This is a genomic window from Frankia sp. R43 (assembly GCF_001306465.1).
In the GTDB taxonomy this organism is placed as follows: Bacteria; Actinomycetota; Actinomycetes; order Frankiales; family Frankiaceae; genus Parafrankia; species Parafrankia irregularis.
Genome location: NZ_LFCW01000003.1, coordinates 729,818 through 744,855 on the forward strand (window position 1 = coordinate 729,818; position 15,038 = coordinate 744,855).

A 15,038-nucleotide genomic window follows, 5' to 3' on the forward strand; every position below is an offset into this window, starting at 1 on the left:
GATCAGCGCCCGGCCAGATAACGATGCACCAGCGCGACCGCCATCGCGCCCTCGCCCACGGCCGACGCGACCCTCTTCACCGACTCGGCGCGCGCGTCGCCCGCCACGAACACACCCGGCAGGCTGCTCTCGAGGTGATACGGATCCCGATCCGGCGCCCAGCCTGCCGGCCGGCGGCCGTCGACGATGAGATCCGGCCCGGCCAGCACGAACCCGTGCTCGTCGCGGGCCACGACTCCGTCGAGCCAGTCGGTGCGGGGCGCGGCCCCGATGAAGACGAACAACCAGTGGGTGTCGACCTTCTCCGTCTGGCCCGTCGAACTGTCGCGCAGCACGAGGCCTTCGAGGTGGTCGGTGCCGTGCGCGGACACGACCTCGGTGCAGGTCCGGACGGTGATGTTCGCGACGGCCGCGATCTGCTCGATGAGGTAGTGCGACATCGAGGCCTCAAGCCCGGAACCCCGGACGAGCATCGTGACCGACCGGGCGTGCCGGGCGAAGTACATCGCCGCCTGCCCGGCGGAGTTCGCCCCACCCACGATGTAGACGTCCTCGCCGCTGCAGCTCGGAGCCTCCGTGAGCGCCGAGCCGTAGAAGACGCCCTGGCCGGTCAGGTCGCCGAGGCCCGGGGCGTTGAGCTGCCGGTAGGAGACACCGGTCGCGAGGATGACCGCGTGGGCGTCGATCCGGCCACCGTCACCGAGCACCAGCCGCCGGGCGGGGCCGGCGGTCTCCAGGGCGACCGCGTCGGCGGTGGTCAGCAGCTCCGCGCCGAACTTGAGCGCCTGGCGGCGGGCCCGGTCGGTGAGCTGCGAACCGGAGACACCGTCGGGGAACCCCAGGTAGTTCTCGATCCGGGAGCTCTGCCCGGCCTGGCCGCCGGTCGCGTGCCGTTCGACGAGGAGCGTCCGCAGGCCCTCGGAGGCCCCGTACACCGCCGCGCCGAGGCCCGCCGGCCCGCCGCCGACCACGATCAGGTCGTAGAAGTCGCCGGCCGGCGCCGTCGCGAGCCCGACCCGGTTCGCGAGCTCGACGTCGCTCGGGTTGACGAGCGCGGTGCCGTCGGTGGTGATCACGCACGGGATCGAGTCGGGCTCCGCGCCGGCCGCGGCCAGCAGCCGCTCGCCCTCCGGCTCGTCCGCCAGGTACCAGCGGTACGGCACGTGGTTGCGGGCCAGGAAGTCTCGCACCTCGTAGGAACGGGCCGACCAGCGGTGCCCGACCACCCTGGCCTCGGCGACGGGCTGGCGGTCCGCCAGCCGCCAGGCTTCGAGCAGGGCGTCCAGCACCGGGTAGAGCTTCTCCTCCGGCGGATCCCAGGGCTTGAGCAGGTAGTGGTCGAGGTCGATGACGTTGATCGCGTCGATCGCCGCGTTGGTGTCCGCGTAGGCGGTCAGCAGGACGCGCCGGGCCGCGGGGAACAGGTCCATCGCCTGCTCCAGGAACTCGATGCCGTTCATGCCCGGCATCCGGTAGTCGGCCAGGATGACGGCCACCTCGCCCCCACGCAGCTTGATCTCGCGCAGTGCCTCCAGCGCCTGGGACCCGGACTCGGCCCGCACGATCCGCCACGACCCGCCGTAACGCCGGCGCAGGTCACGGGCGACCGCCCGCGAGACGTTCACGTCGTCGTCGACCGTCAGCAGCACCGGCCGATCCCCGCCCCGCCCAGCCGAGGCGGCATCGCCGGTGCCGGTGCTGGGCGCCGGATGAGCCGACGTCTCGGTGGGCGTCACCGCTGTGCCGGCGAGGCTGCTGGATGAGCTGGCTGGCGGGCCACAGGTGGTCGACGGCGTTCGGTCACGGGCCTCAGTCTAGGTTGCTCACCCGCATCAGCCGGCCGGTCCGGACGAATGCCCTGGAAGTGGGCGTAGCGGGTGGACTACGCGGCTGTGGTGCCGCGGGGCCGCGACGATCAGTGGTCCCGATGGTCGAGAGCCTCCTGGCGGCCCAGGAACCGGCGGATCTGATCGCTCGCGGACGCACCGGTGGGCCGGACGCCGCCTGCCCGCGCCGGGCCCTCGCCCCGGCCCCCGCCCCGGCCCCCGCCCGCAGCTCCCGACGACCACCCGGCCCTGCCGCCGCCGGCTGGCGTGGAACTCGGGGGTATGCCGCCGGGCAGGTGCCCGACCAGCACCGTGTCGACCGGGACGAGGGGAACGACTCCGTCGAGAATCAGCTGGCCCGGCGCACGGTCTCCCTCCCAGGCGCCGCCGGGCCGTTGGACGAAGAGCTCCTGCCCGTACACCGCGAAGCGCAGCGGCACCTGCCCCGGCCGGGCGGAGCGCGCAGGCGCACCCGTGCCCCGGCCCGCCGCGATTCCCACGTCCTGTTGTCCGGCACCGAGATCGGCACCGACGCTCAGGCGTTCCGCGGCCGCCTTGATACGCCGTGGGCTCAGACCGGCGCGGCGCAGCGCGGCCACGGCTCTGGCCTGGGTCAGCTCGCCACGCCCCGGACGTACCAGGCCGGAGCGGCGCCAGTAGGCCAGCTGGCTGGGCGTGACGCGGCCGGTGTCGGAGGATTCCGGAGCAGGCCTGGCCGTTCGGCGCATCCTGTCCGTCACCCGGCGAATGTAACCGCCGGGGCCGTATCGGGCTCGTCCGAGGTGTCGCCACGCTTCCCGCGCCGGCGACAGCGGGGCGCCGGCGCCGGTACTGGTCCGGGCGAACGGTCGGCCGTGAATCAGGCTGGCCTTGACGCCGACGTGAACGTCTAGCGTCGACGGTGACGCGGCACGACGGCGAAGTGGCGGCACGACGGCGAAGTGGCGGCACGACGGCGAAGGAGACACGGATGCGCATCGGTGAGTTGGCACGGCTCGCCGGCACGAGTCCCCGGGCACTGCGGTACTACGAGGAGCACGGGCTGCTTCCCGCCAGGCGGATGTCCAACGGCTACCGGGACTACGACGCCACGGACCTCCGCGCGGTCGAGGAGATCAGGGCCCGGGTCGCCGAGGGCTTCGCGCTCGCCGAGACGCGCCCCTTCGTCGAATGCCTCCGGGCCGGGCACGGAAGCGGTGACGCCTGCCCGGATTCCGTCGACGGCTACCGACGCCGGATCGCCGAGATCGATGACGAGATGGCTCGCCTTCTCCAGGCACGGGAGCGGATCGCCGCACGACTGGAGGCAGCTCGCCGCGCCGGCGGGGCGCCGCAGGCTCCCCCGCCGGCCGAGGCGGGCTCTCCCGGCCCCTGGCGGGACGTCCGAGGTCTTGGTGTCTCCGCCGAGCGGCCGAGGTGCGCGCTGTTCCCGCCCGACGCACAGCGCGACGACGGGGCGGCCCGGTCACCCGCCTCCTTCGTCGAGGGAACAGCGTGACCGGCAGGAGAAACGCGATCCGGATGGAGTAGGTAACAAGATTCCGAGAAGTGGCGGATCTGGGGCCACCGATATCGACCCGGTTGGTCCGTGCCCAGCCCGCCGCACGCCGACCCACCGGTATCCCGCGCCGGCCGCACAGGGCCGAAAATTCACTCCTCAAAAGAACAAACAGGGCACGAAGCCGTTTGGCGATCCGCAGGAGGTAAGGATTTCGGTTGTTGTGGCAGCCGGAATCCTTACTTCTTGCTCGGGAGCGGCGGTCGCAGCGGAAGCCCCGGATTCGGGATTCCGTGACGGGCCCCATGGCCATGAACGCCGAATTCCCATGACGACATTGACGCGAGGGAGTTTTCATCTCATGAACACATCTGACGTCCTGGGCCGCCCGGATCTGAGGGAGAACGACGCCGAGGCCGCGGTGCGGCACGCGGACGATGAGACGTTCGCCCAGATCGTGCTGGGTTCCCCGGTGCCCGTTCTCGTCGACTTCCACGCCGACTGGTGCCCGCCGTGCCGGCTGATGCGGCCGATCCTCGGGCAGATCGCGGCCGAGCTGGCAGGGCGTCTGCGAGTGGTCGAGGTTGATGTCGACGCGAGCCCGAAAACGGCCCTGGCCTACGGCGTGCTGGCGATGCCGACCATGGTCGTGGTCCGGGACGGCACCCGGATGGCGACCATGGTGGGAGCGCGCAGCCGACGGCGCCTGCTGGAGGACCTCGCCGCGTACCTGTAGCGGATGCAGGGCCCGCGGCGACCCCGCGGTGAGGCGCCCGCGGCAGGTCGCCCGGGTCGCGAGGCACAGCGGCGACGGTCGCACCGGAGCCTGGCGGTTCTGGAGCGTTGGGGTGGTGCTCCGTAGGCTCGCGGTGTGAGCGAGCGCCTGTACTTCCGTCAGCTTCTGTCCGGTCGCGACTTCGCGGTGGGGGATCCCGCCGCGACCCAGATGGTCAACTTCGTCTACCTCATCGGTGATCGGGAGACCCGCGAAGCTGTCGTCGTCGACCCGGCCTACCGGGTCGGGGACCTGCTCGACATCCTCGCCGCCGACGACATGCGGCTGACCGGGGCGCTGGTGACGCATCACCACGCCGACCATGTGGGTGGCACGGCCTTCGGCATCGAGCTGGAGGGCATCCGTGAGCTGCTCGAACGCACCTCGGTGCCGATCCACCTGCAGCGGGACGAGGCGGAGTGGGTGCGCCGGGGGACCGGTGTGGGCCAGGCCGAGCTCGTCGAGCACTCCGACGACGACGTCGTCACCGTGGGCGCGGTCGACATCCGGCTGCTGCACACTCCGGGGCACACGCCGGGGAGCCAGTGCTTCCTGGTCGACGGGCGCCTCGTCGCGGGGGACACGTTGTTCCTCGAAGGATGCGGGCGGATGGACTTCCCCGGTGGCGACGCGGCCGCGATGTACGACAGCCTGCGCCGGCTCGGTGCCCTGGCGGACGACGTGACCGTCTACCCGGGCCACCGGTACTCGGCGGAGTCCTCCGCCGAGCTGAGCGTCGTGCGCAAGATGAACTACGTCTTCCGGCCGACGAGTTCGAAGCAGTGGCTCGCGATGCTCGGTGCCTGACGGCCGGTGCCTGACGGCCGGTGCCTGACGGCCGGTGCCTGACGGCCGGTGCCTGGACGGCCCGGCCTGGACCGGTTGACGGCGCGGCTGTGAGGCCGGACGTTGGGGTTGGCGGGCGTGGCCGGGCTGGTGCCGGGTGACGCGGCTGTTGGGGTGATGGAGATGGTGGCAATGGGTGCTGAATCCGAGCCGGCGGCTGGGGCCGGCTCCGCCGAGCTGGGTGGTCCGGGCCGGCCCTGCGTGGAGATCGAGTACTGCACCCGCTGCCGATGGCTTCCACGCGCCGCGTGGCTGGCCCAGGAGCTGCTCACGACCTTCGAAACGGATCTCGGCTCGGTCGCGCTCGTGCCGGGCAGTGGCGGCGTGTTCACCGTCCGGCTCGATGGTGAGGTGCTGTGGGACCGGCGCGAGCAGGGCTTTCCCGAGCCGTCCGCGGTCAAGCGCGCCCTGCGTGACAGGGTCGCGCCGGGGCGCCCGCTGGGGCACGTCGAGCACTGACCGCGGCGCCGCATCGAGCCCTGCGGCCAGTGTCGACGTCCCCTGTCGTCGGGTGCCCCCGCACCGGCGTGGTCCTGGAGCCGGGGCCGGTCAGCGTGTTCCGAACACCTGCGTCCAGTAGTAGCGATACGAGCCGCCTTCGGCGTAGCCGACGCCGATGTGGGTGTAGGCGCAGTTGAGGATGTTGGCGCGATGGCCCGAACTGCCCATCCACAGCGCGATGGCGGCCGCCGGGGTTGTCGAACCGGCCGCGATGTTCTCGCCGACGTAGGAGGACGGGAAGCCGGCAGCCCGGGCCCGGTCGCCCGCCGAGGTGCCGTCTAGGCCGGAGTGGCTGAAGTAGTTGTTCGCGGCCATGTCCGCGGAGTGGGCCTGGGCCGCGGCGGACAGGCTGGCGTCGACGGCGAGCGGTCCGCATCCGGCCGCCTGCCGCTCGACGTTGGTCAGCCGGACGACCTCGTCCTGCCGGGTTCCCGCCGCCGGGGCCGCGGGCGTGGATGGTGCCGGGACCGGTCGCGGCGATGCGCTCGGCGTCGTCGCGGGCCTGGTGGTCGTGGGCGGCGGTACCGGCGCTGGGGCCTGCGCCTGGGTGGTCGCCGGCGCCGGGATCGGTCCGGCGGGGGCGGTGGATGTGGCCGGGGCCGAGGCCGGCGGTGTCACCTCGGCCGCGGTCGTGGTTGGCGCTGTCGGTGTGGCCGGTGTCGGCTCGGTCGGCGTCGCCGTGGCGGGTGACGCGCTCGGCGTCGCGGCGGCGGTTGTCGGCCGGCCGCCGTTGTCGGCCAGGTCGATCGGATCGGTACGGCAGGACGAGGCGGCCGCGACAAGGGCGGCTGCGACTGCTGCGCTGGCGACGGTCTTACGGACCCGGGCCATTGGAGACTCCTTTGGCGATCTCCCCCCTCGCAACGCCTCGAACTGTAGCGAACCCGGCATTCGGTGCGCGTGTCGGGTGGTCGCTTCCCGGTTCGGAGCTCAGATCCCGGGCTCGGCCTGGCTGTAGACCTCGACGTGCTTGCGGTCGATCGTGAGCCACACGGTCGTGCCGCGGACGAGCCGCAGCTCCGCCAGCCGCCGGGCCGGAATCTCCGCACGCACCACGGGTGTGGTGGAGATCTGCACCCGTACCTGGTCGCCCAGCTGCTCCACGGATGTCACCGGCCCGGTGAGGACCAGGACGCCTTCCGCGCGCAGGGGCTCCTCCAGGTGCACACCGACATCCGACGGGCGCAGCGCGACGAGGACCTTCCCGGCCGGCGCGTCGGCAGGCCCCAGGAGCGTGACCGGCGTTCCACCGCCACCTCCTTCGCCGCTGCCACCGCCACCACTGCCTGCGTCGAGGGTGACCACACCGTTCGAGCTGGTGCCGGGAAAGAGGTTCAGCCCGGCCAGCCGCGCGACGTACGGCGTGCGCGGGCGGGTGATCACCTCGACCGGGGTGCCTCGCTGCACCACCCGGCCGCGTTCGAGCACGGCGACGTCGTCGGCCAGGGTCAACGCGTCCACCGGGTCGTGGGTGACCAGGACGACGGGGACGTCCAGGGTGGGCAGCAGCGCACGGATCTCGGCGCGGACCTCCAGGCGGGTGCCCGCGTCCAGCGCCGCGAGCGGTTCGTCCAGCAGGAGGAGGCCCGGGTCGGGGGCCAGTGCGCGCGCGAGCGCGACCCGCTGCGCCTGCCCGCCGGACAGTGCGTTCGGGCGCAGGTGCGCGACCTCCGCGAGGCCTAGCCGGGCGAGCCACTGGCGGGCGGCGGCGCGGGCCGCCCCCCGGCGGACCCGATGACGTACCCGCGGTCCGAACGCGACGTTGTCGATGGCGTTCAGATGCGGGAAGAGCAGATAGTCCTGGAAGACGTACCCGGCGCCGCGGTGCTCGGGGGAGACGAAGTGCCGGTTCTCCGGCTGGTCGAGGACGACTCCGTTCAGCACGATCTGCCCGGACCGCAGCGGAACGAGCCCGGCGAGGGCGCGCAGCAGGGTGCTCTTGCCGGCACCGTTGGGGCCGAGAACGGCGAGGGTGCGCCCGGGCTGGACGGTCAGCTCGGCGTCGAGGTCCAGCGTGCCCAGCTGGATGCCGATGCGGGCGACGAGGCCGGTTCCGTCGGATTTTATGATCATGCGATCCCCTGGGCCTGTCGGCTGTTCCACCAGCGTCCGCGCAGGGCGACGAGCACGACGATGCTGACGCTCAGCAGCACGAGGGACAACGCGATGGCCTTCTCCGGATCGACCTCCATGGCCAGGTAGACGGCGAGCGGCATGGTCTGGGTGGTCTTCGGGAAGTTGCCGGCGAACGTGATCGTCGCGCCGAACTCGCCCAGCGCCCGGGCCCAGCACAGCACGGCACCCGCGCCGATCGCAGGAAGGATCATGGGCAGGGTCACCCGGCGGAAGGTCGTCACCCGGCTGGCGCCCAGCGTCGCCGCCGCCTCCTCGAAGCGCTGGTCGGCGGCGCTCAGCGCGCCCTCGACCGACAGGACGAGGAAGGGCATCGCGACGAAGATCTGCGCGAGGATCACCGCGTCGGTGGTGAACGGGATGGTCAACCCGAACCAGTTGTCGAGGTGGCGGCCGACGATGCCGCGCCGCCCCAGCACGAGCAGCAACGCGACACCGCCCACCACGGGCGGGAGGACCAGCGGAATGGTCACCAGCGCGCGGATCAGGTCCCGCCCCGGGAAGGACGCGCGGGACAGCGCCCACGCGAGCGGAATGCCGAACACCATGCAGATGGCCGTGGCGATGGTGGCCGTCCGCACCGAAAGCCACAGCGCGTGCCGGGTCGACGGGTCGGTGAGCAGATCGGGCAGGGACTCCCACGGCGCCCTGATGATCAGGGCGAGCAGCGGGAACAGCAGAAAGACGGTGGCGAGCGCCGCCGGCACGGCGAGCGGCCAGGGAGCGCGGACCCGTGCCTCGCGGCGTGCGCGGGTCACAGGCCGCGTGCGGGCTGCTCGCCGTGCCAGGCGGCGGGTGGTCACTTCGCCGGGCCGAAGCCGGCTTCGGTGAGCACCTTGGTGCCGTCGGCGGACAGGACGTAGTCGACGAAGGCCTTCGCGGTCTCCGCGTCCTTCGACTCCTTCAGCGCGACGATCGGATAGCTGGTCTTCGCGTTGACGTCGGCCGGGATCTCGACGCCGATGACCTTCTTCGGGTCGGCCGAGGCGACGTCGGTCTGGTAGACGAGGCCGGCGTCGACCTCACCCAGGCTGACGGAGGTCAGGACGGCCTTCACGTCGGCGCCGTAGGTCACCGGGGTGACCTTCTCGCCGGCCTTCTCGAGGACGGTGGTGGCGGCCACGCCACACGGTACCTGCGCCTCGCACAGCGCGACCTTCACGCCGGCCTCGTCGAGGTCACCGATCTCGTCGATCTTGGCCGGGTTGTCCGCCGGCACCGCGATCTCGAGCGAGTTCGTGGCGAAGGTCGTCGGACCGGTGGCGTTGCCCGCGTCGACGACCTCGGTCATGTTCTTCGCGCTCGCGGAGGCGAACACGTCCGCCGGCGCGCCCGAGTTGATCTGCTGCGCCAGAGCCGAGCTCGCGGCGAAGGAGAACGTGACGGTCGTGCCGGGGTGGGCCGCTTCGAACTGCTTGCCCAGCGTGGTGAACGTCTCGGTCAGCGAGGCCGCGGCGAGAACGGTGATCTTGTGAGGCTCCGCCGACGCGGTGACGCTGGCGGAGGGAGCGGCGGTGGCCGTGTCGTCATCGTCGTCGGACCCGCAGCCCGCCGCGACGAGCGCGAGGGCGGGGACCAGGACGAGGGGAACGGCGAGGCGAGAGACACGGGCTTTGCGCCCTGTACGGATCATCGACACGGATGCACGATACAGCCGCAATCGCGGAATCTGTCTCCTTCTTCAGGCCGCGTTTACGGATCGGTAACCGCCTGCCTGCGCGCATGGGAGGCTGGCCCCATGACGGTTGATCTCAGCGGGCGCGGCGCGGCCTTCCTCGAGTTCTGGCGGGAGCGGCATCTGTGCAGCCTGACCACGGTGCGTCCGGACGGTACGGCCCACGTCGTCCCGGTCGGTGTGACGCTGGAGCCGGCGGCCGGCCTGGCGAGGGTGATCACCTTTCGGCGTTCACGCAAGGTCGCGCTGATAAATGGTCGCGATGGGGTCACGGCGGGTGAGCATTTCGCCGAGGCGCGGCCGGCTGCGGCGCCATTCCGTGACGATCCTGACGCCTTTGATGGCGAATTGTCCGAAATTAAAGCGCGCGGCGGCGTTCATGCCGACTCGGGGAACGAGTCGGGCCGGGATGCGTCACGGCCGCGATCGGCGCCTGGCGTGCCCGTGGCGGTGTGTCAGATCGACGGGCCTCGGTGGTCGACCCTCGAGGGGCTGGCGGTCGTCCGGGACGATCCGGCGGCGGTCGCCGAGGCGGTGCGTCGTTACGCCGAGCGGTACCGGGCCCCGCGGGTGAACCCGGAACGGGTCGTCCTGGAGATCTCGATAACCCGCGTTCTCGGCACACTCTGACCAGGAGTTTCGAAGTTCCTTCCCCGGCGAGATGTGATGCGGATCACGGAATTTGTTACGGGTGGGTTACGTGCGGAGTGGCCTGGTCGTGATCGCTGATGACTCGAGCCAGCGGGTGGATCGCGGCGATGGCCGACACGGCGCGGTGACCGACAGACCGGGGTGTTGTGGACATTAGACTGCGCACTCCGGGCGGCGCGGTACGGGAGGTGCGGTGATCGCTGGGGTTGCGGGCCTGGCCGCGGCTGCGTCATCGGTCGGGATGCTGATCGTCACCGCCGACGGCCGGGTGGCGTGGGTCAACGACGCGCTCGTCGAGCTGGTCACCGGCACGCGTGACCCGGACTCGCCGTTCGAGTCCCGCCTCGCGGTCGCCGAAGCCGGGCTGCCCCTCACCGGGCTGCATCCAGGTGCCCCACCGGCGGTCGCCGACTGGACCGCGGTCGACGGAACGTCGCATCTGCTGCGGATCACCTGCCGTGACATGAGCGCGGGTCAGCCCTCGGAGCTGCTGCTCTTCGAGATCGTGGATCTGGCGGACGAGGCCGTGGCGAGCAGCCTCGGCCTGCTACCCGGATCTGCCGGCACGGCCGTCGACGCCACGCCGGGTGTTCCGACGCGGGATCCGGATGATCCCGCGGACGGCGTCGGCCTGCCGGGCGGTGCAGCTGGGCCGGGTGGTGCGGGCGCGCTGGGAAGCGCAGGCGCACCGGGCGACGGAGCCGGGTCGTCCGGTGAAGTGATGTTGCCCGGTGCGGGCGAGGTGGTGCCGCCTGACGGAGCCGCGCCGTCTGACGGAGCGCCGGATGGTGGAGCCGCGCCGGATGGTGGAGCGGCGGTCGAGGTCGGGGCAGCGGCGGCGGCCGGGGTGTCCACCGATCCGCTGACCGGGCTGCTCACCCGGTACGCGATGGCGGAGGACCTGGAGATCCGGACCACGGGCGTCCAGACCGCGGTGGGCTCGCTGCTCCTGCTTGACGTCGATCATCTTGCCGACGTCAACGATCTGCAGGGCTACTCGGTGGGCGACGCCGTGCTCCGTGCCGTGGCCGGCCTGCTGCGGGAGGAACTGCCGGCGGACACCGTGCTCGGGCGCCTCGGTGGGGACGAGTTCGCCGTCCTCCTGCGCGAGGGCGGGGGAGACGAGGGCCTCGCGATCGCCGAACGCCTGTGCGCCGCGGTCGCCGCCCGCACCGCCGCGGCCGAGGAGGTCGCGGTGCAGGCCACCGTCAGCATCGGCGTGGTCCCGCTGGAGCTCGCGGCCGGCAGCGAGGCCGCCTTCGCCTGGGCGGACCTCGCGCTGCGGGAGGCCAAGCGGGTGGGGCGCAACCGGGCAAGGCTGTTCACCCGTGAGCAGTACGACGAGGCGGCGTTGCGGGTCACGGTGACCAGCAGGGTGGCGGCGGCGCTCGACAACGGCCAGATGTCGCTGGACGTCCTGCCCGTCGTCGACCTTGCGAGCCGCGAGGTGATCGGCTTCGAGCTGCTCTCCCGGCTGCGGGACGGGATCTGGCCCGAGCTGGGCCCACGCGGCTTCCTGGCTGCCGCCGAGCACACCGACCTCGGTCTGCACCTTGACCGCTGGGTCGTGCTGCGCGCCGTGAACGCACTGCTCAGCGGACTGTCCGGGCGGCTCTACGTGAATCTCGCGGCCCGTTCACTGCGGGATCCGGCCTTCGGTGACTTCGTCCTCTCGACCTTGCGGGATGGTCGTGTCGACCCCTCCCGCCTGGGTCTGGAGATCTCCGAGAGCGCCGCGGTGGCGAATCCGGATGCCGCGCGGCGCCTCGCCGAGCAGCTCGGCGCGGCTGGCTGCGCGGTCCTGCTCGACGACTTCGGGATGACCACCGGGGCGGTGACGGCGCTGCGGAACCTTCCGCTGTGGGCGGTCAAGATCGACACGGGGCTTGTTCGCACCATCGACACCAGTCCGCGCGATCGGGCCCTGGTCGAGGCGGTCGTCCAGATCGCACGGTCGGCAGGAATGATCGTGATCGCGGAAGGCGTCGACCGTGCCACGCTGCCGTCGGCACTGCTCGACATCGGTGTCGGGATTGCGCAGGGTTATCACGTCGGACGGCCACGGCGCCTGACCGAGCTGCTCGGTGGTCCGGACGGGGATGACGTCACGACGGTGATGAGCCTGGGCGGCCGTCGCTGACCGGGCCACCGTTGACCAGGTAACCATGGCCTCGCGGGACCGTTCCGGGCCGCTTCGGACCACTCTGGAGCACGCACGGGTTTCGCTGATCCGGTCGCTCCGGAGTGGTCGCTGTGCGTAGTGTCAGAGCTGTGGTTGGGGTGTCGGGAACGGCGCCGTCGCGGCGCGCCCGGCTGGGCTCCCGGGCGTTCTCCGCGCGTGGGGGTCGCCCGTTCCGATGGCCGCCCTCGACGGGGTCTGTCTGGTCAGGGGCAGCGGCAGCCGCGGTGCTGGGGGGAACACTGCTGGTCACCTCCGGGCCGCCGCCCGCCGGCGACAGCGCGCCGGCGGGCCGTCCTCCGCCGGCTGCCGCGGCGGCTGTGCGGTCGCGACCCGACCAGGTGCCGCCTGACCAGGCGCCGCCCCCCGACCAGCCAGGGCCGTATGCGGTGGGCTACCAGACCCTGATCGTGCCCAACCCCGACCGCCCCGACCGCACCCTGACGACGTCGGTCTGGTACCCGACCTGGAAGGGGCCGACGCCTGCCGCCGAAGGACCGCGGGACGGCGCCGCCCGCTACCCGGTGGCATCCGACATCGCGGTGCCGTCACGGGTCGCCCTGCAGGGGAGGACGATCGCGCCCGGCCGTTTCCCGCTGGTGGTGATCTCGCACGGCAGCGCGGGCAGCCGGGTGCAGCTCGCCTATCTCGCCGAGGCGCTGGCGACGCACGGCTTTGTCGTGGCCGCGCCGGACCATCCGGGCGACACCATGATCGAGGCTGCCGAGGGCCGGCAGGCACCACTGGTGGAGCTGGCCAGCGACCGGTCGGTGGACGTCTCGAACGTCATCAGCGCGTTCACCGATGACGACTGCCCGCTCTCCAGCATCGTCCGGGCCGATGCGATCGGGGTGGTCGGCTTCTCCTTCGGCGGTCTGACCTCGGTCGTCTCCACGGTCGGGTTCCTGCGCGCGCCAGCCGACCCCCGGGTGCGGGCCGTGGTCGGCATCGCCCCGGCCACCGAGGTCGTCCCGGCGCGGCTGCTCGGCCGCGTTCGGGTACCGGCCCTTCTGATCGGCGGTCGTCTGGACGGCGCGGTTCCGTTCGAGCGCAACGCGAGACGTGCGTTCGACGAGCTCACCGGCGCGCACCCGCGCTACCTGGTCACGGTGGCGGGCGGGACGCACAACTCGTTCACCGAGATCTGCGCGCAGGCCGCGGCGGCCCGCGGGCACGAGGTCGAGGACGGAGTGCGCGTCCGGCTGGAGGTGACGGAGGAGCTGACCTGCCGACCACCGGCCATCGACATCGACCGTGCGCACGGCCTGGCCACCTACTACACGGTGGCTTTTCTGGAGAGCCGGCTGGCCGGCGTGCCGGGCTACGACAGCTATCTCACCGTGGCGGCGGCAGAACGCCACCCCGAAGGCGAGCTCCGCGTGGCGAGCTGAGCCCGGCAGGAAACGTCTGTGGTCTGATCAGCCGCTACGCTGCCGTTCACCTGCGGTGACGCGTCGAGCGACGGCGATGCCACCGTCGTGGAAGGCCAATCAGATGACCGCCCCCGATCACGGCGGCTACGGTGACCCGACCGGCCGGTGCCGACTCTCCCGGCGGCTGGCCGGTCGTCGCCGGTGTGGCGGGCAGCGTCCAGCGGTACGGCGATGTGACCCGCGAGGAGGTCGACCAGCATGTCCGCTCGCCAGATCCGGCGGTTTCACCTGGAGCGAGAGGTAGACGTGTCCGGAGTTTCGGGCACCGGGGCGGTGGCCTACGGAGTGCAGGCTCCGGACGGCACCTGCGTGTTGTGGTGGAACTCCGACCACGGATCCGTCGCCATCTACCCGTCGATGCAGTCACTTTTGGCGATACACGGCCACGGCGGGATGACCAGCGCCGTGTACATCGACGGCCCGGAGGCGGCCGGCCGGGCCGCTGCCCTCGCGCCACCCGAGTCCGGCACGACTGACCTGACGGGCGCGACCGGTGCGGCGGCGCATGACGCGCCCAGGTCGTCGGTGGGTGCGCCGCGTGCCAGGCGGGTACCCGCGGCCGCCCGGATCGGCGGCGGGCGGGGCGCCGTGGCACGCGGCGCCAGCCGGAACGGGCGCGGGCGCATCGCCAAGCCCTCCTGGGGAGCTGCCGCCGGCCTGATCATCGGGCGGGCGGCCACGCGGGGTGGTGCGGCCCGGGCCCTGCCTGCTCAGGCCAGCGGGCGGAAGCACGGCGCGGTCGGACCATCCGGGTCGATGGTGTAGAGGGCAAGCGTGCCGGCCATGTCCTGAGGGTCGACTCCGATCATTCGCATGTCCTCGGCGAGGCTGGCCATCACGCCGAGGGCATGGCGCAACATGACGGCGGCCATGCCGCGCGGGCTGTCGACCTGGGCGCGGAACTCGACCGCGGAACCGGCGTCGGACGTCAGCGCCGCCAGCGTGCCCAACCTGATTCGATCGGTCAACGTCTCCCAGACCCGCTCCGAGTTCGGAGCCTCCGGGCTACGCCATACCTGGCGATAGGTCATAGCGGCGACCACCGCGGCCGGGGGGCGCCCCGTCCGCAGGTGGATCGTGACCGTCCACATCGCCAGCAGCCAGGACAGTGCTGTCATCGTGCGATGGGGGTCATCCTCCACTCGTTCGACGAGCTGTTGCTCGGCGGCAAATCTGGTCTGAACTGACAGCCATGCCACGACGAGTCGCTCTATGTCGACGACGTCGATCATGGGTAGTTCACGGGGATGGGGACGGGCGAGCGCGGCGGCCCGCCGTGAGCTGGTATCTACCAGGGCCAACGCCCCCGCGTCCGGGAGAGTCTGCCAGGCAAGTCCCGACAGCGGCATGGCGCACACGCTAACCCGGAGCGGGAGCTTTAACCATCAGGGTTGATGAAAGCTTGTTGTCAGTTACGTTTCCCGCCCTACCCGTCTGTGCCGGTCGGTCGGTTTTTCTGCCGGTTCCGTCACCTTTGCTTCCCGTTCGGTGACAGGCGATGCCTGGCGGCGCGCCCAGAGT

At 71.9% G+C, this 15,038-nt stretch carries 16 protein-coding genes and 1 pseudogene; 9 read left to right on the forward strand and 8 right to left on the reverse strand.

All coding sequences use genetic code 11. The features are described 5' to 3' along the window. Positions 1 to 2: 2 nt before the first annotated feature. Both ACG83_RS16590 and ACG83_RS16595 read right to left on the reverse strand, forming a co-directional pair. On the reverse strand, positions 3 to 1,649 hold the full coding sequence (locus tag ACG83_RS16590; protein WP_054567295.1) for an FAD-dependent oxidoreductase: 1,647 nt from the start codon (positions 1,647 to 1,649) through the stop codon (positions 3 to 5). Positions 1,650 to 1,915: 266 nt separating this feature from the next. Continuing rightward, entirely contained in the window at positions 1,916 to 2,554 is a 639-nt protein-coding gene (locus ACG83_RS16595) for a hypothetical protein (protein ID WP_054567063.1), read from the reverse strand. Between the two features lie 242 nt (positions 2,555 to 2,796). On the opposite strand from ACG83_RS16595, the gene ACG83_RS16600 reads away from it, so the two are divergent. From ACG83_RS16600 to ACG83_RS16615, 4 genes are all read left to right on the forward strand, one after another. After that, positions 2,797 to 3,324: a MerR family transcriptional regulator gene (locus ACG83_RS16600; protein ID WP_076830757.1), complete on the forward strand. Its 528-nt coding sequence runs from the start codon at positions 2,797 to 2,799 to the stop codon at positions 3,322 to 3,324. A 361-nt stretch (positions 3,325 to 3,685) separates the two neighbouring features. Then, the gene (locus tag ACG83_RS16605) at positions 3,686 to 4,060 is read left to right on the forward strand and encodes a co-chaperone YbbN (RefSeq protein ID WP_083473291.1); all 375 of its coding nucleotides are present in this window, start codon (positions 3,686 to 3,688) and stop codon (positions 4,058 to 4,060) included. 135 nt (positions 4,061 to 4,195) lie between these two features. Next, a complete protein-coding gene (locus tag ACG83_RS16610) occupies positions 4,196 to 4,906 on the forward strand; it encodes an MBL fold metallo-hydrolase (protein ID WP_006539271.1) in 711 nt (236 codons plus the stop codon). 171 nt (positions 4,907 to 5,077) lie between these two features. Next, positions 5,078 to 5,404, forward strand: coding sequence for a SelT/SelW/SelH family protein (locus ACG83_RS16615; RefSeq protein ID WP_054567297.1), 327 nt, complete (start codon positions 5,078 to 5,080; stop codon positions 5,402 to 5,404). A gap of 90 nt (positions 5,405 to 5,494) precedes the next feature. Here ACG83_RS16615 and ACG83_RS16620 read toward each other — a convergent pair whose 3' ends face one another. The 4 genes from ACG83_RS16620 to modA all read right to left on the reverse strand — a co-directional run bounded on the left by ACG83_RS16620 (position 5,495) and on the right by modA (position 9,212). Further along, complete coding sequence (locus ACG83_RS16620; protein WP_054567064.1) at positions 5,495 to 6,277, reverse strand: CAP domain-containing protein; 783 nt, start codon at positions 6,275 to 6,277, stop codon at positions 5,495 to 5,497. A 99-nt stretch (positions 6,278 to 6,376) separates the two neighbouring features. Then, complete coding sequence (locus ACG83_RS16625) at positions 6,377 to 7,519, reverse strand: ABC transporter ATP-binding protein (protein ID WP_054567065.1); 1,143 nt, start codon at positions 7,517 to 7,519, stop codon at positions 6,377 to 6,379. Then, positions 7,516 to 8,337, reverse strand: coding sequence for an ABC transporter permease (locus ACG83_RS16630; RefSeq protein ID WP_054567298.1), 822 nt, complete (start codon positions 8,335 to 8,337; stop codon positions 7,516 to 7,518). Before ACG83_RS16630 ends, ACG83_RS16625 begins: the two co-directional genes overlap by 4 nt. A 41-nt stretch (positions 8,338 to 8,378) precedes the next feature. Further along, the gene (modA, locus tag ACG83_RS16635; RefSeq protein WP_054567299.1) at positions 8,379 to 9,212 is read right to left on the reverse strand and encodes a molybdate ABC transporter substrate-binding protein; all 834 of its coding nucleotides are present in this window, start codon (positions 9,210 to 9,212) and stop codon (positions 8,379 to 8,381) included. 105 nt (positions 9,213 to 9,317) lie between these two features. On the opposite strand from modA, the pseudogene ACG83_RS46730 reads away from it, so the two are divergent. Beyond that, positions 9,318 to 9,446 (forward strand): annotated as a pseudogene (locus ACG83_RS46730) (pyridoxamine 5'-phosphate oxidase family protein); the annotation flags it as partial. 39 nt (positions 9,447 to 9,485) lie between these two features. Here the strand turns inward: ACG83_RS46730 and ACG83_RS46735 are convergent. Continuing rightward, the gene (locus tag ACG83_RS46735) at positions 9,486 to 9,635 is read right to left on the reverse strand and encodes a hypothetical protein (protein WP_235497982.1); all 150 of its coding nucleotides are present in this window, start codon (positions 9,633 to 9,635) and stop codon (positions 9,486 to 9,488) included. A 57-nt stretch (positions 9,636 to 9,692) separates the two neighbouring features. Between ACG83_RS46735 and ACG83_RS46740 the strand changes: the two genes are divergently transcribed. The 4 genes from ACG83_RS46740 to ACG83_RS16655 all read left to right on the forward strand — a co-directional run bounded on the left by ACG83_RS46740 (position 9,693) and on the right by ACG83_RS16655 (position 14,282). Continuing rightward, entirely contained in the window at positions 9,693 to 9,884 is a 192-nt protein-coding gene (locus ACG83_RS46740) for a hypothetical protein (RefSeq protein WP_235497983.1), read from the forward strand. 214 nt (positions 9,885 to 10,098) lie between these two features. Beyond that, complete coding sequence (locus ACG83_RS16645) at positions 10,099 to 12,045, forward strand: bifunctional diguanylate cyclase/phosphodiesterase (protein ID WP_054567067.1); 1,947 nt, start codon at positions 10,099 to 10,101, stop codon at positions 12,043 to 12,045. A 266-nt stretch (positions 12,046 to 12,311) separates the two neighbouring features. Then, a complete protein-coding gene (locus ACG83_RS16650; protein WP_054567068.1) occupies positions 12,312 to 13,475 on the forward strand; it encodes a dienelactone hydrolase family protein in 1,164 nt (387 codons plus the stop codon). A 240-nt stretch (positions 13,476 to 13,715) separates the two neighbouring features. Continuing rightward, positions 13,716 to 14,282, forward strand: coding sequence for a hypothetical protein (locus tag ACG83_RS16655; protein ID WP_083473292.1), 567 nt, complete (start codon positions 13,716 to 13,718; stop codon positions 14,280 to 14,282). Here ACG83_RS16655 and ACG83_RS16660 read toward each other — a convergent pair. Further along, positions 14,228 to 14,866, reverse strand: coding sequence for a hypothetical protein (locus ACG83_RS16660; RefSeq protein WP_054567070.1), 639 nt, complete (start codon positions 14,864 to 14,866; stop codon positions 14,228 to 14,230). The two genes, ACG83_RS16655 and ACG83_RS16660, sit on opposite strands and share 55 nt — an antisense overlap. Between the last annotated feature and the right edge of the window lie 172 nt (positions 14,867 to 15,038).